The sequence below is a fragment of the Stenotrophomonas sp. AR029 genome (assembly GCF_047520695.2).
GTDB classification, from domain to species: Bacteria; Pseudomonadota; Gammaproteobacteria; order Xanthomonadales; family Xanthomonadaceae; genus Stenotrophomonas; species Stenotrophomonas sepilia.
This window is the reverse complement of the sequence record NZ_JAXBQQ020000001.1, coordinates 102,753-124,050: the sequence shown is the minus strand read 5'-3', so window position 1 is coordinate 124,050 and position 21,298 is coordinate 102,753. Positions and strand designations below refer to the sequence as shown.

Below are 21,298 nucleotides of genomic sequence, written 5' to 3'. Positions count from 1 at the left end.
CGCTAGGGGGATGCCATCATGGCCTGGGCGCGGTGCCCGGTCTCGGTCATCACCGAGGCCAGCTGCTTCAATGAGTACGGCTTGCGCAGCAGGGTGAAGCCATGGCCAGGATCCCGCGCCAGCAATTCGCTGTAGCCGCTGGTGAGGATCACCGGAAGCTCCGGGAAGCGGGCGCGGATGGCACGGGCCAGATCCAGGCCGTTCATGCCCGGCATTACCACGTCGCTGAAGACCACATGGAAGCGCGCGGCATCCCGTTCCAGCTCGGCCAGGGCCTCGTCCGCATTGCGTGCAAGGACCACGCTGTAGTCGAGTTCGCGCAGGGCGCCCACCGCAAATTCGGCCACGTCGACGTTGTCTTCCACCACCAGCACGCAGACGCCATGACCATGCTGCAGCCCCGATTGCGCCGCCGGCCGTTCCGCCGTTTCTCCTGCCTGCGCCAGTGGCAGATACAGCGTAAAGCGGGTACCGGCGCCGGCCTGGCTCTGCACGTCCACCTCGCCTTCTGACTGCTTGACGAAGCCGAATACCTGGCTGAGACCGAGCCCGGTCCCAGCGCCCACGCTCTTGGTGGTGAAGAAGGGCTCGAAAATGCGGTCAACCACCGCAGGGTCGATGCCCGCTCCTGTGTCGGTCACACTGATCGCGGCAAAGTCGCCCTTCATCGGCGCGGCGAAGCGCACCGAAGGCACGGCGGTTACCCGTTCCACTTCGATGGTCACCCGGCCGTGTCCCTCGATCGCGTCGCGGGCATTGACCGCGATGTTGATCAATGCGGTGTCCAGCTGGGTCCGGTCCAGCAGTACCGGCATCGGTGTATCGGGCAATGTCAACGACACCTGGATGCGCGCGCCAAGTACCGTGGTGATGATATCCGAGAGCGCGTGCACGCTTTCGCAGAGGTCGAAGACTTCCGGCGACAGGCTCTGGCGACGCGAGAATGCAAGCAGTTGCGCGGTCAGCTTGGTGGCGCGGTCCGACGCTGTTGCAATGGCCTGGATGTAGCGGCGCCGGGTGTCGTCTGCCGGCCACGTGTGCAGGAGCATGTCTACCGAACCGGTGATGACCTGCAGCAGGTTGTTGAAGTCGTGGGCCACCCCGCCGGTGAGCTGGCCGATCGCCTCCAGCTTCTGCGACTGCCGCAGCTGCTCGCGGGCGCGCACCAGTTCCAGATGGGCCTCCCGCGCCTGCTCGGTGATCGCCGCGACCTGGCGGCTGTGCAGGTCGCGCTCGATCACCCGTTCGGTCTGTTCGCTGACCACGCACAGGATGCCGGCCACACTGCCGCAGCCGACGCGCAGCGGCGAATAGGAGAACGTCCAGAATGTTTCACGCAGCGTGCCGTCGCGATCCATCATCAACGGGAGGTTCTTGAAGCTGCGGCTGGTGCCGGCGAAGGCATCGTTGACGGCCTGCACCACGTCCGGCCATACGTCCGCCCAGACATCCTCCAGGCGATTGCCCATCGCGCGGTGCAGTTTTTCCCCCAGCATGGGCAGGTACGCATCATTGAAGAAGAACGCCTTGTCTTCCTTGCCCCAGGCAAGCCACAGGGGTTCTGGCGAATCCAGGATCATCGCCAGTAACGTGCGAAGTTCGGCGGGTGCGCTTGCGGCAGTGGCCGAGCGGGCCCAGTCACTGTCCTGCAGCAGTCGGTAGGCGAGCTGATCAGGTGCAGAGACTGGCAGGGGAAAAGGATGCATGGCCGCCATTGGCGCAGGAAGGTGGCGCAGCATAGCCGAGCGCATGTCATGACGCTCTGCACACCGCCGACATGAAGGCCTCGCCACTTCGCCGCCGACGTGGCAGCGATGCACCCCTTGTTCCGCAGGTTGCCGCTATCGCGGCGCAGCGCGAAGGGAGGCGGAGCTGGCCTGAGCGGCGGGTCTAGCCCTCACGACCTGCCTGCGCGGTGAGCGCATCCCGGCCAGCCTCGGTGAGATCGATATCCCCGTCCTCTGCCTGTACAGCCCATCCGGCGGTCACCGCCCAGGTTGCGGCATCACCGCGCACCGGTTCTGCAGCGGCGATCGCTTGGAGTATTTTCCGCTGTTCCGCAGTCATTATCACGTCGCGGTCCTCAGATACCCAGCAACGACGCCGGTTGCCAGTCCGACAGCCGGGCATGGCTGACCGGCTGATGGCAGCCGCACCCGTCGCAGCGGAACAATGCTCCACCTGGCAAGTGCACCAGATTGTCCTCACTGGCCGAACTGGTCGATGTGCAATGCCGGCAGGTGACCGTGAGCGCGGTGATGCGCTGCACGCCCCCTGACAGATCGAACACGGCCTCGAACGCGCGAATGACAGGGTGGGCAGTGTCCGGCATCTGAATCTCGACAGGGTGGGGAGACCTCATCGTCGCGCGCCGGTTGTGATGGGCCAGTCAGCCAGGTGCATGGACATGATCAAGACAGCTGCGGCAACCGGCAGCGCTCCATTTCAGAGATCCTTTTTCTTTCCGCTCAGGTCCAGCGGTTTGTCACTGCCGCCGCGCTCGCTCGACCACACTTCCACACCCTTGTTGCAACGGCTCTCGCGGGCAGCGACCTCGCGTGGCAGATCCTTCAGATGGGGTGACTCTTGGCAGGTCGGATGCATGGCGCTGTCGTCGTAGGTGGCGCAGGCGCTGAGCGACGCCAGAGCGATGGCAGTGAGGGTGGCGCGGAATGAAGGCTGCAGGTTCATGGGGTGGCCTCGGGTAATGCCAGGATGGTCATGGAATTCAAATCCGTGACGCCGGGCATGCACAATCGGACCCATTGCACTTGTTATTCTGTAACAAATGCGCGATAGTCCGGCCCCTGCTGGGTCAGGCGATGCAGATCATCAGCACCATGCACAGCGCCACCATCAGCACGAACACACGACGGCTCAGCGCCAGGCAGGCCAGATAGGCTGCGAGCGCCCAGGCAGCCAGCAGTGCGCAGGCCACCACCCACAGCCCGATCCCCATCATCGAATCGGCTGCCAACGCGGACAAGGCGATGGCCTTGGACAACGCCACCCCCAACACGCTGCCCAGCATGCCGGCCTGCAAGGCGATGGCATCGTGGCGGGCAGGGGCGCGAGGGTGGTGCATTGCGGGTCCGGTGCAGGCCGAGAAAACGGCGTCGGCTGCACTGTGCCCAAATGCACATCCACGAAATGTGTTCATCGCGCGTCAGGAGCGCGACGAAGCCGGCTCAGTCGAACGGTTGACCTGTGGATGCGGTCGTCCGTTCTTCAGTGGTTGCCGGCGGCGACGGTCTTGCGCTTCCTGTCCAGCATCACCGCCACGCACCACAGCAGCAGGCCGCCGATCGCGGTGGCTGCACCGACATAGCCGGTACTGGCCGGGCTGAAGCCGGCGCTGATCGCCATGCCGCCCAGCCACGGGCCGAGTGCGTTGGCGGTATTGAAGGCGGCGTGATTGGAGGCCGCCGCCAGCGTCTGCGCTTCGCCGGCCACGTCCATCAGGCGCGTCTGCAGCACCGCCGCCAGCGCACCCATGGTGCCGACCGTGATGATCATCGGGCCGATGGTCCACACCGACTGTGCGGCCAGCGGATACAGCAGCAGCATCACGATCGACCACAGCAGCACCACGGCGGCGGCCTTGAAATGGAACTTGTCCACCAGCCAGCCACCGGCGATGTTGCCGATGATCGCGCCGATGCCGAACACGCCTACTGCCAGCGGCATCCACGATTCGGCCACGCCGGTGACCTGCACGAGGGTGGGTGCGAGGTAGGTGAACACGCAGAACATGCCGGCGAAGCCGACCGCACCGATCGCTAGCGCCAGCCACACCTGGGGAGTGTTGAAGGCGCGCAGTTCGCGCATCGGCGAGGTACGCACTTCGTCCGGGTCCGGCAGCAGGAAGCGCGCGATCATCGCCACCGTGGCAATGGCCAGCACGCTGACCAGGGCAAAGGCGGTGCGCCAGCTCAACTGCTGGCCCAGCCAGGTGGTCAACGGATTGCCGACCAGGATCGCGATCGACAGGCCCAGCAGCACCCGCGACATCGCCTGGCCGCGCTGGCCGGCAGGGCTGATCGCAGCGGCCACCAGCATCGCAACGCCGAAGTAGGCGCCATGCGGCAGGCCGGCGACGAAGCGTGCCACCAGCATCGTGCCGTAATTCGGTGCCAGCGCGCTGGCCAGGTTGCCGATCGCGTAGAAGCCCATCAGCGCCAACAGCAGCTTGCGGCGCGGGAAGCTGGCACCCACGAAGGCGAGGATCGGGGCACCGACCACCACGCCGATGGCGTAGGCGCTGATCAGGTGCCCGACCTGGGTTTCGGAAATCGACAGGCCGCGGCTGATCTCCAGCATCAGCCCCATGCTGGCGAATTCGCTGGTGCCGATGGCAAATCCACCCAGCGACAGGGCGAGGATGATCAGGGGGCGCTGGCGGGGCGTCAGACGCGCAGCCAGGGAAGAGTTGGGGCTCATGCGGAGGCGCGATGGGGCGGGGGAGCCGTCCATTGTACTGCTGCACTGCAACAGGAGCAGCAGCACTCAGGGTAAATCAGCGTTTGATCGGTGACACGCCGGCCCTCCGCGCCGCCTCGCGGCGGGCTCAGATGCCCAGCGCCGCCCGGGCATGAGCGTATTTGTCGCGAAGGCGCCCTGCCGTGGTCCCGTCCAGCATCGCCAGCCGCTGTGGATCGGCGTTGTCATCCAGATCGGCGCGCTTCACTTTCAATGCAAGCGGGTGGGCGGCAATGCGCGCGTAGTAGCTGTCCGCGTCAGGAGCCGCATCGCGGTTGAGCAGTTGCACCGCCTCGCGCAGCGGCGCCGGAAATACCTCGATCCGCGCGGCAAACGCCGGGCAGTCCTCGGCCACGTCATGCAGCCAGGCCACCACTTCGGCGTCATCGTCGCCGCGCACGGCGGCCGCCACCCGCGCCACATGGCCGATATAAGGCTGGCCGGCCTTGTCGAACTGCCCCGCGTGGGCCTCGGTGGCCAGCGTACGGGCAAGTGCTACCCAGTCCATTGCAGTCTCCTTGGATATCCGCGCACAGTTTCGCGCAAGAGCCGCAGCGGTTGTGGATGCGCCCATGACGCTGCCACGGGCATGATGGCGAGGCAGGGGACGCAGTGTTGCCCCGACAAGGAGGAGTGAGATGCAGGAATTCAGGCATGTGCTGGAAACCCGTGGGCGCTATCAGCTGGTAGCGGTGTCCTACGAGCCGGTGTACGCTCCCGGCGATGTGGTCGGCCATGCGGTCGTCGCCGACGATGGGGATCGTCTGACCGACCTGATATCACTGGCCGAAGCGCGCCAACGCTTGCTGCAATTGGTGCGTGAAGAGGGCGAGGAGCCCGGGCTGGAAAACGAGAACCACCTGCGGAAGAAGGCGTCGCGCTGGCGCCACCGCTAGGCCGTCGCGCCGCGTGCGCATCATGGAGGATTCGGGTGTTGCCCAGTAAGAAGTATCTGCTCATCGCCATCATCACGCTGGCGACCCTGCTGCTCGGTTTCGTGTTTTCCGGCTATCTGACCCTGCTGTTCCTGGGGCTGGACACCCAGCTGTTCACCTGGAACACCTACTACCAGTACGTCCACGCCATCGGCCAACCGCAGGTCGCGCCCTTCGTGGGCAAGATCAAATGGGCTGGCTACGTGGGCTTCGGCCTGCCCCTGCTGGTGCTGCTGGTGGCCGGCCTGGTGCTGCTGCTGAAGAAGGACAAGCGCTCGCTGCACGGCGATGCGCGCTTCGCCACCGGCGCCGACCTGGCCAAGCACGGCATGTTCAAGAAGACCGGCCAGAGCATCGTGGTCGGCAGCCATGGCGGCAAGCTGGTGCGCCTGGATGGCCAGCAGTTCGTGATCCTGGCCGCGCCGACCCGCTCGGGCAAGGGCGTGGGCGTGGTCATCCCGAACCTGCTGGAGTACGGCGAATCACTGGTCGTGCTGGACATCAAGCAGGAGAACTTCGACCTGACCAGCGGTTGGCGCGCCAGCCAGGGCCAGGAGATCTACCTGTTCAATCCCTTCGCCGAAGATCGGCGCACGCACCGCTGGAACCCGCTCAGCTACGTCTCCGATGATCCGGCCTTCCGCGTCTCGGACCTGATGAGCATCGCCGCGATGCTGTATCCGGACGGGGCCGAGGACCAGAAATTCTGGGTCAGCCAGGCGCGCAACGCGTTCATGGCCTTCACCCTGTACCTGTTCGAGAACTGGGACGACGAGCGCAGCAGCGGTTTCCCGGGCGGCGCCGGCACGCCCACGCTCGGTGCGGTGTACCGGCTGTCCTCCGGCGACGGCACCGACCTGAAGAAGTACCTCAAGACCCTGTCGGAGCGGCCGTTCCTCAGCGCCAACGCCCGTTCGGCGTTCGCCAACATGCTGTCGCAGGCCGATGAGACCTTCGCCTCGATCCTGGGCACCTTCAAGGAACCGCTCAATCCCTGGATCAATCCGGTGCTGGACAAGGCCACCAGCTGCAACGACTTCCTGCTGACCGATGTCCGCAAGAAGAAGATGACCATCTATATCGGCATCCAGCCGAACAAGCTGGCCGAGAGCCGGCTGATCATCAACCTGTTCTTCAGCCAGCTGATCAACCTCAACACCAAGGAACTGCCCAAGTCCAACCCGGACCTGAAGTATCAGTGCCTGCTGCTGATGGACGAATTCACCTCGATCGGCAAAGTGGAGATCATCGCCTCGGCGGTGTCGTACATGGCTGGCTACAACATCCGCCTGCTGCCGATCATCCAGAGCATGTCCCAGCTCGACGCCACCTACGGCCGGGAAGTGTCACGCACCATCATCACCAACCATGCCCTGCAGATCCTGTACGCGCCGCGTGAGCAACAGGATGCCAATGACTATTCGGACATGCTGGGCTACACCACGGTGCGCAAGAAGAACGTCACCCATGCCCGCGAGAAGACCCACAACTTCACCGAGGAACGGCGCGCGCTGATGCTGCCGCAGGAGCTGAAGGCAATGGGGCCGGACATGGAGGTGTTCCTGTATGAGGGCATACCGCATCCGGTGAAGTGCGACAAGATCCGCTACTACAAGGACCGCTACTTCACTTCGAGGCTGCTGCCGAAGGTGGACGTTCCGATGCTGAACGTCTAATTCACGACGCTTAATTTGTGAATTTGATTCGAAGTTAAGAATGTGAATTCGTGATTTCGGTCAAGAATTTGGCATTTGTTCATGGATTTTCAGACTTGTCTGACATGGAATTGACGCGTGGTTGTGCGACCCTGTGCATGTCGTCCAGAAGTGTGTGCTGGATGTCGAAGATGTAGCAGCAGGGTGGCCAGGAGTTTGTGCCATGGAAACAAGGATGGTTTCGACGTTGGTGAGGTATGCGGATGTGTTGTCGGCTGCGCCGATGGCCCCGCGACCTGGTTGGCAGCCTTTGGGCTGCAGGGGAGCCGGAGTGGGTGCGCTGCACACAGCGTGTCCCTCCGATTCCGGCGTGCGCGATGCAGCGCCGGACGACCAGGGGACCAATGCTCGGGACTGCTTTTTCGTACGTCAAAGTGAAGCCCGTATGAATCAGGCGTTTATCGCGAAAATGTCCATCGCCGCAGTGGCGGCGCTGATGGTGGCCGGTTGCGCCACCAAGTCCGCTCCGGATTTCGGAGGCCGCTGGAAGCCGGTCAACCGCTTTGCTGCGACGACGACCGAAATTCCGCTGTACTCCAGCTACGTCTACCAGGCCTCGCCGATGGATGGCACGCTCAAAGCCATGCTCGAGCGTTGGGCCAAGGATTCCGGGCGCACGCTGGACTACCGCCTCAGCTCGGATTTCACCCTGTATGGCGCGGTCTCGAACATCGACACCACCAACGCACAGCAGGCCGTGATCGATCTGACCGCAGCCTATGCGGCGCAGGGCATCTCCGTCTCCATCGTTGGCAACCAGATCGTTGTGCAGAGCGCTGGCTCGACGCCGACCGCGTCGGCGCAGGGCGCTGATTCCAACAGCGGCACCTGAGTCCACCTCGAAATCATCGAACGTGCCGCTCCCCGCGCCTGTCGCAGGGGTGCCACGCCCATTGATGTTTCAGCAGTACGGAAGAATCCATGTTCCGCAAGAAGGATCCCGGCAATAGTCCCAAGGTCGAGCAGTCGGTCGCCAAGGCGGTCAGCTACGAGATCACCGTGGCCGACATGGCGCGCCGCAGCGAGCGGCGCGCGTGGTGGGTCGCCACGGGCTCGTTGTTGATGTCGCTCGCCCTGGCGGGCGGCTACTACTACATGCTGCCGCTGAAGGAGAAGGTGCCGTTCCTGGTGATGGCCGATGCCTACACGGGTACCGCGACCGTCGCGCGCCTGAGTGGCACCTTCCAGGGCGAGACGATCACCACCAACGAAGCGATCAATCGCAGCAACGTCGCCCAGTACGTGCTCGCGCGCGAATCGTACGACTCGGCGGTGATGGGGCTGCGTGACTGGGAACTGGTGTTCGTGATGTCCACCGATCCGGTGGCGCAGTCCATGCGTGTCCGCTATGCCGGCAACAATCCGCAGAACCCGTTCGTGATGTATGGCCGCGAACGCGCGATCCGGGTCAAGATCCTCAGCATCACGCCGCTGGGCGCAGAACCGAACGGCAGCTTCCGCGGCGCTTCGGTGCGCATCCAGCGCAGCCTGCTGGACAAGCGCACCGGCGTCTCTACCTACCTGGACAACCAGCTGGTGACGATGCGCTTCGAGTACAACCAGAACCTGGCGTTGTCCGAGCAGGATCGCATCCTCAATCCGCTGGCGTTCCAGGTCACCGAGTACCGCGTCGACAACGACTACTCGCGTGGCGTGCCGGTGCCGGATGACGGCGCCATGCAGGCACAGGCGCAGCAGGCCGCGCAGGCCGCGCAGCAGGCGCAGGGTGTCTACGATCCCAACAATCCGGCCGCGGCCACCATGATCGACCCGGCCACCGGCCAGCCGGTCGCGGTGCCAGCCAACGGCCAGGTACCGGGTCAGGCAATGCCGGGACAGCCTGTACAGGGCCAACCGATGCCGGGTCAGCCGGTGCAGGGGCAAGCAATGCCGGGGCAGGCCATGCCCGGACAGCCGGCCATGAGGCCGGCGCAGAACAATTCCACCGGAACTGCTGATGGAGCAAGCAACCGATGAGTAGTCGAAATATCAGGGGAAGCGCGCTGGCGCTGCTGTCGATGTTGTCGTTGCTGTTCTCAGCAGCGGCGATGGCGCAGGCGGTTGACCACTACGAGTACGAGAAGGACCGCATCTATCCGGTTCGCACCGGCCTGGGCCTGACCACCCAGATCGAGTTGAGCCCGAACGAGAAGATCCTCGACTACAGCACCGGCTTCAGCAGCGGCTGGGAACTGACCCGTCGCGAGAACGTGTTCTACCTCAAGCCGAAGAACGTCGACGTCGACACCAACATGATGGTGCGCACCGAGACCCATTCCTACATCTTCGAACTGAAGGTAGTAGCCACCGACTGGCGCCAGCTGGAGCAGGCACGCCGTGCAGGCGTGCAGTACAAGATCGCCTTCGTCTATCCCAACGACACCGTGTTCGGTGTCGCCCAGGAAGCGGTCGAAGAAGAGGCCAAGCCGTTGTTGAGCTCGGAACTGGCCAAGGACCGGCAGTACAACTTCAACTACTCCTATTCGACCAGCAAGGCGAAGAAGATGGGGTGGCTGATCCCGGTCAACGCCTACGACGATGGTCGTTTCACCTACCTGAAACTGCCGAATTCGCCGGAGTACAAGACCGGCATCTTCCCGGCGGTGTTCGGTCGTGAAACGGAATACGGTGAAGACTTCGTGGTCAACACCACGGTTGAAGGCAATACGCTGATCGTGCACGGGACGCACCCGTACCTGGTCATCCGCCACGGCGACTTCGTCGTCGGCCTGCGAAGGAACGTGAAGAAATGAGCCAGCAGAACACTCCCGGAAACGACCCGAACAACGGACGCGACGAAAGCCAGAGCCCGTACGGCGCACAGGGTGCCGCGGACGCGCCGTCGAATCCCTACTTCGGCACGACCCAGGCCGAGCCTGCGCCGGATCTGGATGCGGCCGCACCGCAGCTGCGCTCTGCCGAAGAGCAGCGGTTGAACCGCAAGGCGCTGCTGTTCCTCGGCGGTATCGTGCTGCTGCTGGTGGCCATGGGCTTCCTGCTGTTCCGGAAGGGGCAGGATGACAAGAATGCCGTGCAGAAGGTGCCGGAAGTTGCGCGCGTGTCTACGCCGACGCTGCCGGACGCCGTGCAGACGGATCCGGTTCCGTCGCAGGCGATGCAGCCCGCTGACCCGATTCCGATGCTGCCACCGCTGCCGCCGCAGGAGAGCAATGCCATTTCGCCAGCGATGATGGGCACGCGTCAGGAGCGCGAGATCGAGCGTGGCCCCTCGCTGCTTGATCGCCGCATTGCCGGGTCTGGCGGTGGCGTGGGTGGCATGGGTGAAGGGCAGGGTCAGGCTGGGGGTCCTCCTTCATCCTACGAACAGGCCATGCTCGCCACGCTGCAGGCGCAGAACGGCAACACCGCTCCCGCAAAGGTTCGCCGCGGCCCGGACGTCGAGGATGTCTCCAGCGCCACCTACATCCAAAGCCCCGATGCGCTGCTGGTGCGTGGCACCTACCTGCGTTGCGTGCTGGAAACCCGCATCATCACCGACCTCGCCGGCTACACCTCGTGCCTGCTGACCGAGCCGGTGTACTCGATCAACGGTCGCAACCTGCTGCTGCCGAAGGGTTCCAAGATCTATGGCGCCTACGGCGGCGGTCCGATGGGCAAGCGCGTGGAAGTGATCTGGGATCGCATCACCACACCGAATGGCATCGACGTTGCGATGTCCAGCCCGGGCGTGGATCAGCTGGGTGGCGCCGGTCATCCGGGCCAGTACAGCGCGCACTGGGGTAGCCGTATCGCATCGGCGCTGATGATCAGCCTGATTTCCGATGCCTTCAAGTATGCGGCCGCCGAGCACGGTCCGGAGACCACGACCATCGCCAACAATGGCATGACGGTGCAGTCGCCCTACGAGAGTGCTACCGCACGCACGATGGAGCGCCTGGCCAACGAGGCACTCAGCAGCAACCGTCGTCCGCCAACCGTCACCATCAACCAGGGCACGATCGTGAACGTCTACGTTGCCAAGGACGTCGACTTCACCAACGTGCTGCATCCCCGCCGGTAACCCAACGAACGATCATGGACGCCGAAGTGTCACCCCTCGCCCTCGTCTCCAGCGATTTCCTGCGCTATCAGTACGAAGTGCTGGGCATCGCCGAGTACATGACCTCTCCGGAAGTGACGGAAATCTGCATCAACCGTCCCGGTGAGCTGTACCTGGAAACCCGGGCGGGGTGGCAGCGGGTGGACGTGCCGAGCCTGACCTTCGAGCGGGCCCGGCAGTTCTGCACGGCGGTGGTGAACGAGAGCAACACCGGCCAGCGCATCACCGATGCCGATCCGGTCGTGTCGCTCACGTTCCCCACTGGCCAGCGTGCGCAGTTCGTGATTCCGCCTGCATGTGATGCAGGCAAGGTGTCGATCACCATCCGTCTGCCGTCCAAGCACACCAAGTCGCTCAGCCAGTATCACGAAGACGGCTTCTTCAATCAGATCCTGGAAAGCGATGGCAGCATCAGCGAGCAGGATCGCGAGCTGCTGGAGCTGCGTCATTCGCGAGAGTACGCCGAGTTCTTCCGGCGTGCGGTGATGTACCGCAAGAACATCGTGGTATCCGGTGCGACCGGTAGCGGCAAGACCACCTTCATGAAGGCGCTGGTCAACCATATCCCGGACAACGAGCGCCTGGTCACCATCGAGGACGCACGCGAGCTGTTCCTGACCCAGCCCAACGTGGTGCACCTGTTGTATTCCAAGGGCGGGCAGAGCACCAGCAATGTCACGGCCAAGAGTTGCATGGAAGCCTGCCTGCGCATGAAGCCCGAGCGCATCATCCTGGCCGAGCTGCGCGGTGACGAAGCGTTCTACTTCATCCGCAACTGCGCGTCCGGCCACCCGGGCTCGATCACAAGCTGCCATGCCGGCAGCCCGGAGCAGACCTGGGACCAGCTGGCACTGATGGTGAAGGCGTCGGCCGAGGGTTCGGGCCTGGAGTTCAACGTGATCAAGCGGCTGTTGATGATGACCATCGACATCGTGGTGCATATCAAGGCGCATGCCGGCTCGCGCTACATCACCGGCATCGACTTCAATCCTGGGCGTGCCCAGGGGCAGGAGGGCTGAGGGATGCTGCCAGGACTGGAAATGATGGCGTGCCCGGAGATGGCCGTATCGATGGATGTGATGCAGCACGTCATCAACGTCGAATCGTCGCGCAATCCCTACGCCATCGGCGTGGTCGGCGGTGCACTGGTGCGGCAGCCCAAGGCGTTGGATGAAGCGCTGGCGACGGTGCGCATGCTGGAAGAGAAGGGCTACAACTTCTCCATCGGGCTGGCCCAGGTCAATCGCTACAACCTGGGCAAGTACGGCCTGGATTCCTACGAGAAGGCCTTCCAGCAGTGTCCGAACCTGCAGGCCGGTTCGCGCATTCTCGCCGAGTGCTACAAGCGCTCCGGTGGTGACTGGGGCAAGTCGTTCAGCTGTTACTACTCGGGCAACTTCGAGACCGGCTTCCGTCACGGCTACGTGCAGAAGATCTACGACTCGATCCGCCGCGGCCAGCAGGTTGCCAGCAATGCTGTCGCACCGATCGACGTGGTCAGTCGAGGTGAGCGCCGCGCGGTGAAGGTCGAGCATCACCCGCAGCTCGCTTCGCCGGCGCAGGCGCGCATCGTTGCTCAATCCAATGGCCCGGTGTACGTGCCGTCCGAAGATCCCGCACGCGCCTATGTCGTGTACCCGTCCACCGGGGCGATGGCGCGGGGTAGTTTGCTGAATCTCGCCGACCAGGCGCTGTCCAAGGTGGTGCTGGGTTCGGTGGACAGAATGATGCAGCCCCAGGCGCAACCCGGCCAACGGGCCGCCTATCCGCAGCAGCAGGCCGGCGGCACGCCGCAGCAGCTGCCTCAGCGGGGTGCTGCGCAGGCCATGGCCATGCCGCAACAGTTGCCAGGCGCGGCTGGCGCCGGCAACGAGGGTCCGGTGATGCTGCGGCCCTGGAGCGAGCGTAACCAGCCTGTGGCGGGTGCCGACAATTCGTACAACGCGCCGGTGCAGGCCGCACCGGTGCAACAGATTCCCGCAGGGGATGCGGCCTTCGTGTTCTGACGAAGTCGTGGTGCGGCCAGTCCCCCGGCTGGCCGATTCAGTTGTGTTAGTCCATCAACAAGGAAATCAATCCATGAAGCGATCCAATCTCGACCTCGTCCAGGCCCAGCGCACGCTGAAGACCCTGCTGATGGCCACGATCTTCGTTGGCGCACTGTTCGCCCCGCAGGTGTTCGCCACCGGCACCGACTTCGGCGGCACCGACAAGAAGGTCTGCGGTTTCTTCTCCAACATCAACGGCCTGCTGAACATGGCCTCCATCGCCGTCGTGACCATTGCGGTGATCTTCGCCGGCTACCAGATCGCCTTCGCGCACAAGCGCATCGGTGACGTCGCGCCGATCCTGATCGGTGGCGTGCTGATCGGTGCCGCTGGTCAGATCGCGCGCATGCTGCTGGGCGAGGGCAGCGACGGCAAGTGCACCGGCGGCAGCACGACGTACTACCTGATCAACAACGCGATCCAGTACTACAGTGCATAAGAACGTCGTGTTCCGCGGCTGCACGCGCCCGGCCATGTTCCTGGGCGTTCCCTACCTGCCATTCTTCATGGTGGCAGGTGGGTTGCTGCTGCTCAGCATGTACACGAACTTCTGGTTCCTGCTCACCATTCCGGTGGCGGTCTTCATCATGCGGCAGATGGCCAAGCGTGACGAAATGATCTTCCGCCTGTTGGGCCTGCGCCTGATGTTCAAGCTGAAAGTCCGCAACGTGCAGGAACACGATGGCATGTGGGTGTTCAACCCCAACCATTACCGCGACAAGCCGGCCCGAATGGATTGAGGTCCGGATCCGGCCCGGCGGGCGCCAGCGCCCGTCGGGTCTGTTGAAACTTCTTGGCAGTACCTCTTTGGAAGCAGTCGTATGTTCAGCCCAGACACCTCCATCAGCGAGTTCATTCCATTGTCGTCGCACGTCGCCCCGAACGTGGTCAAGACCACGGGCGGCGACTACCTGCTGACCTGGCATCTGGAAGGGTTGCCGTTCGTCGGCCGTGAGGAGTGGGAGCTGGAGCATCGCCACAACACGTTCAACCGCCTGCTGCAGACGCTGCGTGCTCCCGACTTCGTGAACGTGGCGTTCTGGGTGCATGACATCCGTCGTCGCCGCACGCTGAAGGGCAAGAGCAACTACAAGCAGCGCTTCAACCAGGACGTGTCCGATCAGTACATGGGCATGCTGTCCTCGCAGCGCATCATGCAGAACGAGCTGTACCTGACCATGATCTATCGCCCCGTGGTGGCGGGTAAGCGCTTCGTCGAGAAGTCGGCGAACGTGGACAAGCTGCGCGCGGAGCAGGAGCAGGCAGTCGAAAAGCTGATGGAACTGGCCGGCAACGTCGAGGCCGTGATCCGCGACTACGCGCCGTACCGCCTGGGCATGTACGAGGCAAAGAACGGCGTGGTGTTCTCGGAAACGCTGGAGCTGTTCGGCTACCTGATCAATCGCATTGACGAGCCGGTCCCGGTGCTGTCGGCACCAATCAAGGACTACCTGCCGGTCAGCCGGCACATGTTCTCGTCCAAGACCGGTGACTTCGTCATCAATACCCCCAATGGTGCCAACCACTTCGGCGCCATCCTGAACATCAAGGAGTATGCCGAGGGGACTTACCCGGGCATCCTCAACGGCCTGAAGTACCTGGACTACGAGTACGTCATCACCCATTCGTTCAGCCCGATGGGGCGTCAGGACGCGCTCAAGGTGCTCGACCGCACTAAGGGCATGATGATCTCCTCCGGTGACAAGGCAGTCAGCCAGATCGTCGAGCTGGACCAGGCGATGGACCAGCTGTCGTCGGGTAATTTCGTGCTGGGCGAGTACCACTTCATCATGACGGTCTACGGCGACAGCCAGGCCAAACTGTCGCAGAACGTGGCCACGACGCGCGCCGAGCTGTCCAATGCCGGTTTTGTGTCGACCAAGGAAGATCTGGCGGTTACCTCGTCTTTCTACTCCCAGCTGCCGGCCAACTGGCGCTACCGCACCCGCCTGGCCAATGTCAGCTCGCTGAACTTCCTGGGCCTGTCGCCGCTGCATAACTTCGCGACCGGCAAGCAGCACAACAACCCGTGGGGCGATTGCGTCACCACGCTGCAGACCACCAACGGCCAGCCGTACTACTTCAACTTCCACGCGACCCATCCGTCGGAAAACTCGCTGGGGGAGAAGGCGATCGCCAACACCATGGTGATCGGCAAGTCCGGTACCGGTAAGACCGCGCTGATCAACTTCCTGCTCAGCCAGGTGCAGAAGTATGAGCCGTCGCCGACCATCTTCTTCTTCGACAAGGACCGTGGTGCGGAAATCTTCGTGCGGGCCTGCGGAGGCAACTACCTGGCCCTGGAGAACGGCGCGCCGACCGGCTTCAACCCGTTCCAGTGCGAGAACAACGAAGCCAACGTGCAGTTCCTGGCCGACCTGATCAAGGTGCTGGCCGGCAAGCGTGAGTACAGCGCCCGCGAGGAAGAAGACATCTATCGCGCGGTGGAAAGCATGCTCGATACGCCGATGCATCTGCGCAGCATGACCAATTTCCAGAAGAGCCTGCCCAACATGGGTGACGATGGGCTGTACGCGCGCATGCGCCGCTGGACCTCGGGCAATTCGCTGGGCTGGGTCTTCGACAATCCGGTCGACACCGTTGATCTGAGCAAGGCCAACATCATCGGCTTCGACTACACCGACATCATCGACAACCCCGAAGTGCGCGTGCCGGTCATCAATTACCTGCTGCACCGCCTGGAGTCGCTGATCGATGGTCGTCCGCTGATCTACGTGATGGACGAATTCTGGAAGATCCTGGACGGCGAGGGTGGCCTGAAGGAATTCGCGAAGAACAAGCAGAAGACCATCCGTAAGCAGAACGGTCTAGGCATCTTCGCAACGCAGAGCCCGGAAGATGCACTGAAGAGTGACATCTCCGCCGCGCTGATTGAACAGACCGCCACGCTGATCCTTCTGCCCAACCCGAACGCCAGCAAGAGCGACTACATGGACGGCCTGAAGCTGACCGAGGCCGAGTTCAGGGTGGTTACCGCCCTGGACGAGCGCTCGCGCTGCTTCCTGGTCAAGCAGGGTCATGCGTCCAGCGTCTGCCAGCTCAACCTGCGTGGCATGGACGACATCCTGTCGGTGATCTCGGCCTCGACCGACAACATCGACATCATGCATCGGGTGTTGCAGACGGCTGCAGTCCGCAATCGGATCACCGTGGACGAGCTCACGCCGGAACAGTGGCTGGAAGATTTCTACAAGAATCGAAAGGGTTCGGGCAAGACGGCGAGTACTGAGGCCGTGGCATGAGTCGGGTGTCCCGACGCTCTTGAACGACCGACTATGGAGACGATGATGAACAGTCTGAGCAAGAACAGGAAGAAGGCCGGTATGCCGCGCAGCACTCGACTGAGCGCGTTGGCATTGGGCGCCGTGATGTCGTTGGCAACCACGACGGCAAACGCAGGCTGGCCGGTGTTTGATTACTCGAACCTGATGCAGGCCATCTATGAGTACAAGAACTCGATCACCAGTTACGCGGCCGACGCTGCCGAGTATGCCGAGCAGGCAGAGCGTTGGAAAAGGACGCTGGACCAGTACGCTCAGGCGCTGGTGAAGGTGCAGGCTCAGATGCGCAAGATCGGCCTGCCGGAGGGGCAGCCGTTGGTACCCGTGCCTGCGGACTATCTGGTGGCGGAAACCTGTGGCAGCAAGAGCAGTTTCTCGCCCGGCGATCTTTTCAAGAGTCTTGTGTTCAATCCGACCGGTGACATGAAGGAGCAGCAGACCCAGATCTGCGTGAACATCCGCATGATGCAGAATCGCAAGTACAACGATTCGGTGATGTTCCTCGTGCAGTCCATTCCCCAGATGGAGTCGGGCCTGAAGGAAATTTTCGATCTGCGCATCCTCAGCAATGATCAGGGCAACGTCCAGGGTTCGGACAGCGAAGCGACGCGCATGGCCAACAATCTGGAAGTGGCAGCACAAAGCTGGGAAGGGCGCATGCGTTCCTACGACGCCTACATCGAAGTCATGGAAGCCAACCAGAAGATCGTGGCACAGGCGGCGCTCAAGGGTGATCCCACCAAGACTCTTGCGAGCGATCTGGTGAAGACCGTCGCGCTGAAGACGGCACTGTCCATCGATTAAGGCCGGCGGTGGGGTAGGCGGAGCAAGTGCATGGGCGTCGCCACCGGTGGAAAAGCAGTATTACCAAGGGATTGCAGGAATGACGATCAGGTCGATTGCCAACTTTGATTTTTCGGGCGGGTTCCAGGATCTGATGGAGCACGCTGTGCGTATCCAGTCGATCGGCGACTTCGTGTTCTTCAAGCTGATTCTTGACTACCTGCGCGACAGGATTGGCAAGTTCGGCTTCCATTTGATGGAGAACATGATGACGTGGGTCGGCGGCATCGCGCTGACCCTGATGACCCTGTGGGTGCTGGTGCAGGGCTATCGGATCGTCACGGGCCGCAGCCGGGATTCGATGATGATCCTGGTGACCAACATGGCGCGCGCCGCCTTGATCGTGGCGGTGGCGACGAGCATGGGCATGTTCGGCCGCGACCTCCATGAATTCCTGACGGAAGACGTGAAGGGGCTGATCACGCACGTTGTGACCGGCAAGGACGAGAAGCCCGAGGCGCAGATCGACAAGAGCCTGGCCTGGATGCAGGTGGCGCTGTCCAGCATCGATGGGATCAAGATTCTCAATGATCCCGAGCTGCAGGCTGACAAGACCCGCGCGATGTGGTTCATCGGCCTGGGCACGGGTGGCCCTGCGGTGACGGCAGGTTCAATGCTGCTGCTGTATGAGGTCGCCATGGCCCTGTTCATCGGCTTGGGACCACTGTTCATTCTTTGCCTTCTGTTCGACCAGACCAAGCAGCTGTTCCAGCGATGGCTGTTCTACGGCATTGGAACCATGTTCTCCATGGCGGTACTGGCGGCGATGGTATCTATCGCGCTGGACATGGTGATCCGCGTGTCGGCCTCGTTCTGGATGACGGCGCTTGTGAACAAGTTCCCGCTCATGGGCGCGTCCAGTGACGGCATGACCAGTCAGGCGATGCAGCAGGGCGGCATGGGATTGATCCTGACGACCTTGATTCTGACCGCTCCCCCAATGGCAGCGATGTTCTTCCAGGGAACCTTGGGCAGCTTCATGGCATATTCGCAGATAGGCGGTAGCCCGGTGGCACAGGCGCCGGGCCCGAATGGGCAGCCGCCGGGTAGCTACTACACGCCCGCGCAGGAGAAGAATTCATCGCAGGGGTCCAGTGGTCCCTCTCCGCAACTTGAAGGGCGCTCGGTGATGGGTTCTGGTCAAAATCAGCATGTTGAATCCAAGTCGCCGGGTGCCTTGGGCAACGCGTTGGTGAAATGAAGACCCGTTTTTCGTTGAAGGTGAAGATGATGAAGACTCTGTTGCTCTTGGCGATTTTGTCGATTCCTGCAGCGGCATATGCCGAGGGCAGGTGTCCGCCAGGCCAGTATCCCGTGGGTGGTGCTCAGGGTGTTCTTGGGTGTGCCCCGATTCCGGGGGGAGCTGATTCTTCGTCATCGCCGACCGCACCCGCTCCATCTGGGAAGTGGGAAAAGCGATGGGGCGCGATTGCGGAAGACTCCAGCGCCAATGCTCGGAGGGTCGTCAGCGCTACAGGCGTTTCGGAATCTCGCAAAAGCAAGTCCGAGGCGATCTCTGTGGCTCTGGATCAATGCCGTTTGGGAGGAGGGCAGAAGTGCCAGGTTCTCATCGTTTACAACAATCAGTGCGTGGCGCTTGCGGATACTCCTAAAGGCGCGACTTCGGCAAGCTCGATAGCTGCCCGCGCGGAAACCTTGGAGCTTGCAAGGCGTAACGCATTGGAACAATGTAAGGCGGCTGCGAATGGTACCGAGTGCAGCGTCATCTACTCGGCCTGTAGTGAGTCTGAGTTCAAGTCTTTCCGTTGATGTGATTCCTGACACTGGCTGGGCTTGGTTGCATACTGAAGGTCTGCTTTTTTTATTTTAGGGGTGGCCCGCTAAGACGTGGGCCATTTCTATTTTCGCTTTCGCTTTCGCTTTCGCTTTCGCTTTCGCTTTCGCTTGAGATGGCGAAGTTGCGCCAAGGGTGGGCGCTGTTGTCCACGGGTTCGGTCAACGTGAGCGCGAGGTGATTACTCTTGGAGATAAAACGTCGTTCTGTAATTCATTTGTCTACTAGCTTCTGCCTTTGGCGCTGAGTTGATTGGTTCGGGGCGCAGTTCATCCTTAGTCTATTGTTCGATCAGACCAAGCAGTTGTTCCAGCGATGGCTGTTCTACGGTATTGGAACCATGTTCTCCATGGCGGTGCTGGCGGCGATGGTCTCGATCGCGCTGGACATGGTGATCCGCGTGTCGGCCTCGTTCTGGATGACGGCGCTTGTGAACAAGTTCCCGCTCATGGGCGCGTCCAGTGACGGCATGACCAGTCAGGCGATGCAGCAGAGCGGCATGGGATTGATCCTGACTACCTTGATTCTGACCGCTCCCCCAATGGCAGCGATGTTCTTCCAGGGAACCTTGGGCAGCTTCATGGCATATTCGCAGATAGGTGGCAGCCCGGTGGCACAGGCGCCTGGCCCGAGCGGGCAGCCGCCGGGTAGCTACTACACGCCGGCCGCTCCGGAGAAGGGGCATTCTGGCCAAGACAGTGGTGCGCATGATCGTCATGCGACTGCACGTTCAACTCTTCCATCATCAGATTCCACCAGGGTTGCCGAAACCGGCCTCAGAGCTGCACATCCCGGCAATCAATAGCCGCCACACATAACGGAGTAAAAGTGTGAAATACATATTGCCCTTCATTCCTGCCGGCTTGCTCCTATGTTTTTTTATGACGGGTGAGGCGAAAGCGGAAGGGCGTTGTCCGCCAGGGCAGTACCCGGTCGGTGGTCAAGGAGTAGGTGGATGCGCACCTATTCCGGGCTCCGGTGCTGAAGGCGTGCAGAGCAGTCCTATTGCTACTGGGCGTTGGATCAAGACTTGGGGGGCAATTGCGGGGGCGGCAAGCACGGGCGATATGGGGGCTTCCGTTGGAAGGCGCTCCAAGCGAGAAGCCGTCTCAGAAGCGCTTGCTCGGTGCGCGACACACGGGGCGAAAGACTGCAAGATCGATACAACTTACAAGAACCAGTGCGTCGCATATGCTGACCCTGAGCCGGGCAGTAAGGGGATAGTTTCCATTTCAGTCGCCGGCTCAAGAGAGGAGGCGACCAGTCGGGTTCTCTCCTACTGTGCGAAGAACGGTGGTGGGCAATGCAAGGTGTTGTACACGGATTGTGCTGAGCCAATATTTGAATCTTTCTGAGCTATGTCAGTTGAATCACGGGCGGAATCCCTGAGTCGGCCTTTGCGTGATGGGAACGGCCTGCTGAAGATCAGCCCACTTCATTGGTGGTGAGCTGGCACAGCAGATCTAGTTGGTAAGGTTGGGTGTCGCCACTAGTCACTTCGACGGCCCCCCGGGTTTTGAGTGGCGGGGCTCTTTAGAGTCCGGGTTTCATCGTAGCGGCTTTGGCCGCCAGCTGTTGGGCATAGGCGGTCGGGGTCAGGCCGCCCAAGATCTTCTTCGGTCGCTCCTCGTTGTGTTCCCGTCGCCAGGTCTCGATCTCGGTGCGGGCGTGCAGCAGCGTCGGGAACCAGTGCTCGTTGAGGCATTCGTCGCGCAGGCGGCCGTTGAAGCTCTCGATGTCGGCGTTCTGGTTCGGCTTGCCTGGCTGGATCAAGCGCAGCTGAACACCGCGCTCGTGCGCCCACGTCACCATCGTCTTGCCGCAGAACTCCTTGCCGTTGTCAGTGCGGATCACCTGTGGCAGACCCCGTGTCAGCGCCAGCCGATCCAGCACCCGCGTTACGCCGTGGCCGGAGATGGCCCGCTCCACCTCGATCGCCACCGCCTCGTGTGTGGCATCGTCGACGATGGTCAGGGCCTTGAGCACCCGGCCCTCGGCGGTGCGGTCGAACACGAAGTCCATCGACCAGACTTGGTTGGCCGTTTTGACCTGCCCCCGGTTTTCAGGGCCAGCCTAACTTAAGTAGAGTCCGTCCCCATACCGAGGACGGACATGAAGAAG

At 62.3% G+C, this 21,298-nt stretch carries 21 protein-coding genes and 2 pseudogenes; 16 read left to right on the top strand and 7 right to left on the bottom strand.

Annotation, left to right across the window (positions count from 1 at the left end; genetic code table 11):
- Positions 1–2: 2 nt before the first annotated feature.
- The 6 genes from ACM0PB_RS00635 to ACM0PB_RS00610 form a co-directional block, all read right to left on the bottom strand.
- Positions 3–1,706, bottom strand: a complete 1,704-nt coding sequence (locus ACM0PB_RS00635) for an ATP-binding protein (RefSeq protein WP_065186201.1) — start codon at positions 1,704–1,706, stop codon at positions 3–5.
- 377 nt (positions 1,707–2,083) lie between these two features.
- Complete coding sequence (locus ACM0PB_RS00630) at positions 2,084–2,332, bottom strand: hypothetical protein (RefSeq protein ID WP_005417258.1); 249 nt, start codon at positions 2,330–2,332, stop codon at positions 2,084–2,086.
- A 113-nt stretch (positions 2,333–2,445) separates the two neighbouring features.
- Positions 2,446–2,691 (bottom strand): hypothetical protein, encoded by a 246-nt coding sequence (locus ACM0PB_RS00625; RefSeq protein WP_005417256.1) that lies wholly within the window; start codon positions 2,689–2,691, stop codon positions 2,446–2,448.
- Positions 2,692–2,815: 124 nt separating this feature from the next.
- Positions 2,816–3,085, bottom strand: coding sequence for a hypothetical protein (locus tag ACM0PB_RS00620; protein ID WP_005417254.1), 270 nt, complete (start codon positions 3,083–3,085; stop codon positions 2,816–2,818).
- Between the two features lie 143 nt (positions 3,086–3,228).
- Positions 3,229–4,440: an MFS transporter gene (locus ACM0PB_RS00615; RefSeq protein WP_414604765.1), complete on the bottom strand. Its 1,212-nt coding sequence runs from the start codon at positions 4,438–4,440 to the stop codon at positions 3,229–3,231.
- Between the two features lie 127 nt (positions 4,441–4,567).
- Complete coding sequence (locus ACM0PB_RS00610; RefSeq protein WP_005417250.1) at positions 4,568–4,987, bottom strand: HD domain-containing protein; 420 nt, start codon at positions 4,985–4,987, stop codon at positions 4,568–4,570.
- 130 nt (positions 4,988–5,117) lie between these two features.
- On the opposite strand from ACM0PB_RS00610, the gene ACM0PB_RS00605 reads away from it, so the two are divergent.
- The 16 genes and pseudogenes from ACM0PB_RS00605 to ACM0PB_RS00530 all read left to right on the top strand — a co-directional run bounded on the left by ACM0PB_RS00605 (position 5,118) and on the right by ACM0PB_RS00530 (position 20,532).
- On the top strand, positions 5,118–5,375 hold the full coding sequence (locus ACM0PB_RS00605) for a hypothetical protein (RefSeq protein ID WP_005417248.1): 258 nt from the start codon (positions 5,118–5,120) through the stop codon (positions 5,373–5,375).
- Between the two features lie 35 nt (positions 5,376–5,410).
- Positions 5,411–7,090: a type IV secretory system conjugative DNA transfer family protein gene (locus tag ACM0PB_RS00600; protein WP_061480696.1), complete on the top strand. Its 1,680-nt coding sequence runs from the start codon at positions 5,411–5,413 to the stop codon at positions 7,088–7,090.
- Positions 7,091–7,514: 424 nt separating this feature from the next.
- Positions 7,515–7,961: a hypothetical protein gene (locus ACM0PB_RS00595; protein WP_032954281.1), complete on the top strand. Its 447-nt coding sequence runs from the start codon at positions 7,515–7,517 to the stop codon at positions 7,959–7,961.
- Positions 7,962–8,050: 89 nt separating this feature from the next.
- The gene (locus ACM0PB_RS00590; protein WP_019660295.1) at positions 8,051–9,106 is read left to right on the top strand and encodes a VirB8 family type IV secretion system protein; all 1,056 of its coding nucleotides are present in this window, start codon (positions 8,051–8,053) and stop codon (positions 9,104–9,106) included.
- Positions 9,103–9,882: a TrbG/VirB9 family P-type conjugative transfer protein gene (locus ACM0PB_RS00585; protein ID WP_014037652.1), complete on the top strand. Its 780-nt coding sequence runs from the start codon at positions 9,103–9,105 to the stop codon at positions 9,880–9,882. The genes ACM0PB_RS00590 and ACM0PB_RS00585 overlap by 4 nt, the downstream gene beginning before the upstream one ends.
- A complete protein-coding gene (locus ACM0PB_RS00580; protein ID WP_053500185.1) occupies positions 9,879–11,150 on the top strand; it encodes a TrbI/VirB10 family protein in 1,272 nt (423 codons plus the stop codon). The genes ACM0PB_RS00585 and ACM0PB_RS00580 overlap by 4 nt, the downstream gene beginning before the upstream one ends.
- Positions 11,151–11,164: 14 nt before the next feature.
- Complete coding sequence (virB11, locus tag ACM0PB_RS00575; protein WP_049415061.1) at positions 11,165–12,208, top strand: P-type DNA transfer ATPase VirB11; 1,044 nt, start codon at positions 11,165–11,167, stop codon at positions 12,206–12,208.
- A gap of 3 nt (positions 12,209–12,211) precedes the next feature.
- On the top strand, positions 12,212–13,195 hold the full coding sequence (locus ACM0PB_RS00570) for a lytic transglycosylase domain-containing protein (RefSeq protein WP_171955509.1): 984 nt from the start codon (positions 12,212–12,214) through the stop codon (positions 13,193–13,195).
- Positions 13,196–13,268: 73 nt separating this feature from the next.
- Positions 13,269–13,676 carry a TrbC/VirB2 family protein gene (locus ACM0PB_RS00565; RefSeq protein WP_049444299.1) on the top strand — a complete coding sequence of 136 codons (408 nt, stop codon included), beginning with the start codon at positions 13,269–13,271 and terminating at the stop codon, positions 13,674–13,676.
- Complete coding sequence (locus tag ACM0PB_RS00560) at positions 13,669–13,977, top strand: VirB3 family type IV secretion system protein (protein ID WP_019660289.1); 309 nt, start codon at positions 13,669–13,671, stop codon at positions 13,975–13,977. The genes ACM0PB_RS00565 and ACM0PB_RS00560 overlap by 8 nt, the downstream gene beginning before the upstream one ends.
- A gap of 81 nt (positions 13,978–14,058) precedes the next feature.
- The gene (locus tag ACM0PB_RS00555) at positions 14,059–16,500 is read left to right on the top strand and encodes a VirB4 family type IV secretion/conjugal transfer ATPase (RefSeq protein ID WP_414604764.1); all 2,442 of its coding nucleotides are present in this window, start codon (positions 14,059–14,061) and stop codon (positions 16,498–16,500) included.
- A 45-nt stretch (positions 16,501–16,545) separates the two neighbouring features.
- Entirely contained in the window at positions 16,546–17,343 is a 798-nt protein-coding gene (locus tag ACM0PB_RS00550; protein WP_253902023.1) for a hypothetical protein, read from the top strand.
- 79 nt (positions 17,344–17,422) lie between these two features.
- The gene (locus ACM0PB_RS00545; protein WP_235645641.1) at positions 17,423–18,583 is read left to right on the top strand and encodes a TrbL/VirB6 family protein; all 1,161 of its coding nucleotides are present in this window, start codon (positions 17,423–17,425) and stop codon (positions 18,581–18,583) included.
- The gene (locus ACM0PB_RS00540; RefSeq protein WP_081275804.1) at positions 18,580–19,152 is read left to right on the top strand and encodes a DUF4189 domain-containing protein; all 573 of its coding nucleotides are present in this window, start codon (positions 18,580–18,582) and stop codon (positions 19,150–19,152) included. Before ACM0PB_RS00545 ends, ACM0PB_RS00540 begins: the two co-directional genes overlap by 4 nt.
- A gap of 284 nt (positions 19,153–19,436) precedes the next feature.
- A pseudogene (locus tag ACM0PB_RS00535) lies at positions 19,437–19,982 on the top strand (type IV secretion system protein); the annotation flags it as partial.
- Positions 19,983–20,058: 76 nt separating this feature from the next.
- Positions 20,059–20,532, top strand: coding sequence for a DUF4189 domain-containing protein (locus ACM0PB_RS00530; RefSeq protein ID WP_334272293.1), 474 nt, complete (start codon positions 20,059–20,061; stop codon positions 20,530–20,532).
- Between the two features lie 178 nt (positions 20,533–20,710).
- On the opposite strand, the pseudogene ACM0PB_RS00525 reads toward ACM0PB_RS00530, so the two are convergent.
- Positions 20,711–21,217 (bottom strand): annotated as a pseudogene (locus tag ACM0PB_RS00525) (integrase core domain-containing protein); the annotation flags it as partial.
- Between the last annotated feature and the right edge of the window lie 81 nt (positions 21,218–21,298).

Excerpts from the sequence above, each read along its gene's own strand:
- ACM0PB_RS00620 (WP_005417254.1), bottom strand. The coding sequence starts at position 3,085 with ATGCACCACCCTCGCGCCCCTGCCCGCCACGATGCCATCGCCTTGCAG.
- ACM0PB_RS00530 (WP_334272293.1), top strand. The coding sequence starts at position 20,059 with ATGACGGGTGAGGCGAAAGCGGAAGGGCGTTGTCCGCCAGGGCAGTAC.
- ACM0PB_RS00635 (WP_065186201.1), bottom strand. The coding sequence starts at position 1,706 with ATGCATCCTTTTCCCCTGCCAGTCTCTGCACCTGATCAGCTCGCCTAC.
- ACM0PB_RS00585 (WP_014037652.1), top strand. The coding sequence starts at position 9,103 with ATGAGTAGTCGAAATATCAGGGGAAGCGCGCTGGCGCTGCTGTCGATG.
- ACM0PB_RS00610 (WP_005417250.1), bottom strand. The coding sequence starts at position 4,987 with ATGGACTGGGTAGCACTTGCCCGTACGCTGGCCACCGAGGCCCACGCG.
- ACM0PB_RS00570 (WP_171955509.1), top strand. The coding sequence starts at position 12,212 with ATGCTGCCAGGACTGGAAATGATGGCGTGCCCGGAGATGGCCGTATCG.
- virB11 (WP_049415061.1), top strand. The coding sequence starts at position 11,165 with ATGGACGCCGAAGTGTCACCCCTCGCCCTCGTCTCCAGCGATTTCCTG.
- ACM0PB_RS00605 (WP_005417248.1), top strand. The coding sequence starts at position 5,118 with ATGCAGGAATTCAGGCATGTGCTGGAAACCCGTGGGCGCTATCAGCTG.
- ACM0PB_RS00580 (WP_053500185.1), top strand. The coding sequence starts at position 9,879 with ATGAGCCAGCAGAACACTCCCGGAAACGACCCGAACAACGGACGCGAC.
- ACM0PB_RS00555 (WP_414604764.1), top strand. The coding sequence starts at position 14,059 with ATGTTCAGCCCAGACACCTCCATCAGCGAGTTCATTCCATTGTCGTCG.
- ACM0PB_RS00540 (WP_081275804.1), top strand. The coding sequence starts at position 18,580 with ATGAAGACCCGTTTTTCGTTGAAGGTGAAGATGATGAAGACTCTGTTG.
- ACM0PB_RS00565 (WP_049444299.1), top strand. The coding sequence starts at position 13,269 with ATGAAGCGATCCAATCTCGACCTCGTCCAGGCCCAGCGCACGCTGAAG.
- ACM0PB_RS00595 (WP_032954281.1), top strand. The coding sequence starts at position 7,515 with ATGAATCAGGCGTTTATCGCGAAAATGTCCATCGCCGCAGTGGCGGCG.
- ACM0PB_RS00545 (WP_235645641.1), top strand. The coding sequence starts at position 17,423 with ATGACGATCAGGTCGATTGCCAACTTTGATTTTTCGGGCGGGTTCCAG.
- ACM0PB_RS00625 (WP_005417256.1), bottom strand. The coding sequence starts at position 2,691 with ATGAACCTGCAGCCTTCATTCCGCGCCACCCTCACTGCCATCGCTCTG.
- ACM0PB_RS00550 (WP_253902023.1), top strand. The coding sequence starts at position 16,546 with ATGAACAGTCTGAGCAAGAACAGGAAGAAGGCCGGTATGCCGCGCAGC.
- ACM0PB_RS00615 (WP_414604765.1), bottom strand. The coding sequence starts at position 4,440 with ATGAGCCCCAACTCTTCCCTGGCTGCGCGTCTGACGCCCCGCCAGCGC.
- ACM0PB_RS00630 (WP_005417258.1), bottom strand. The coding sequence starts at position 2,332 with ATGCCGGACACTGCCCACCCTGTCATTCGCGCGTTCGAGGCCGTGTTC.
- ACM0PB_RS00590 (WP_019660295.1), top strand. The coding sequence starts at position 8,051 with ATGTTCCGCAAGAAGGATCCCGGCAATAGTCCCAAGGTCGAGCAGTCG.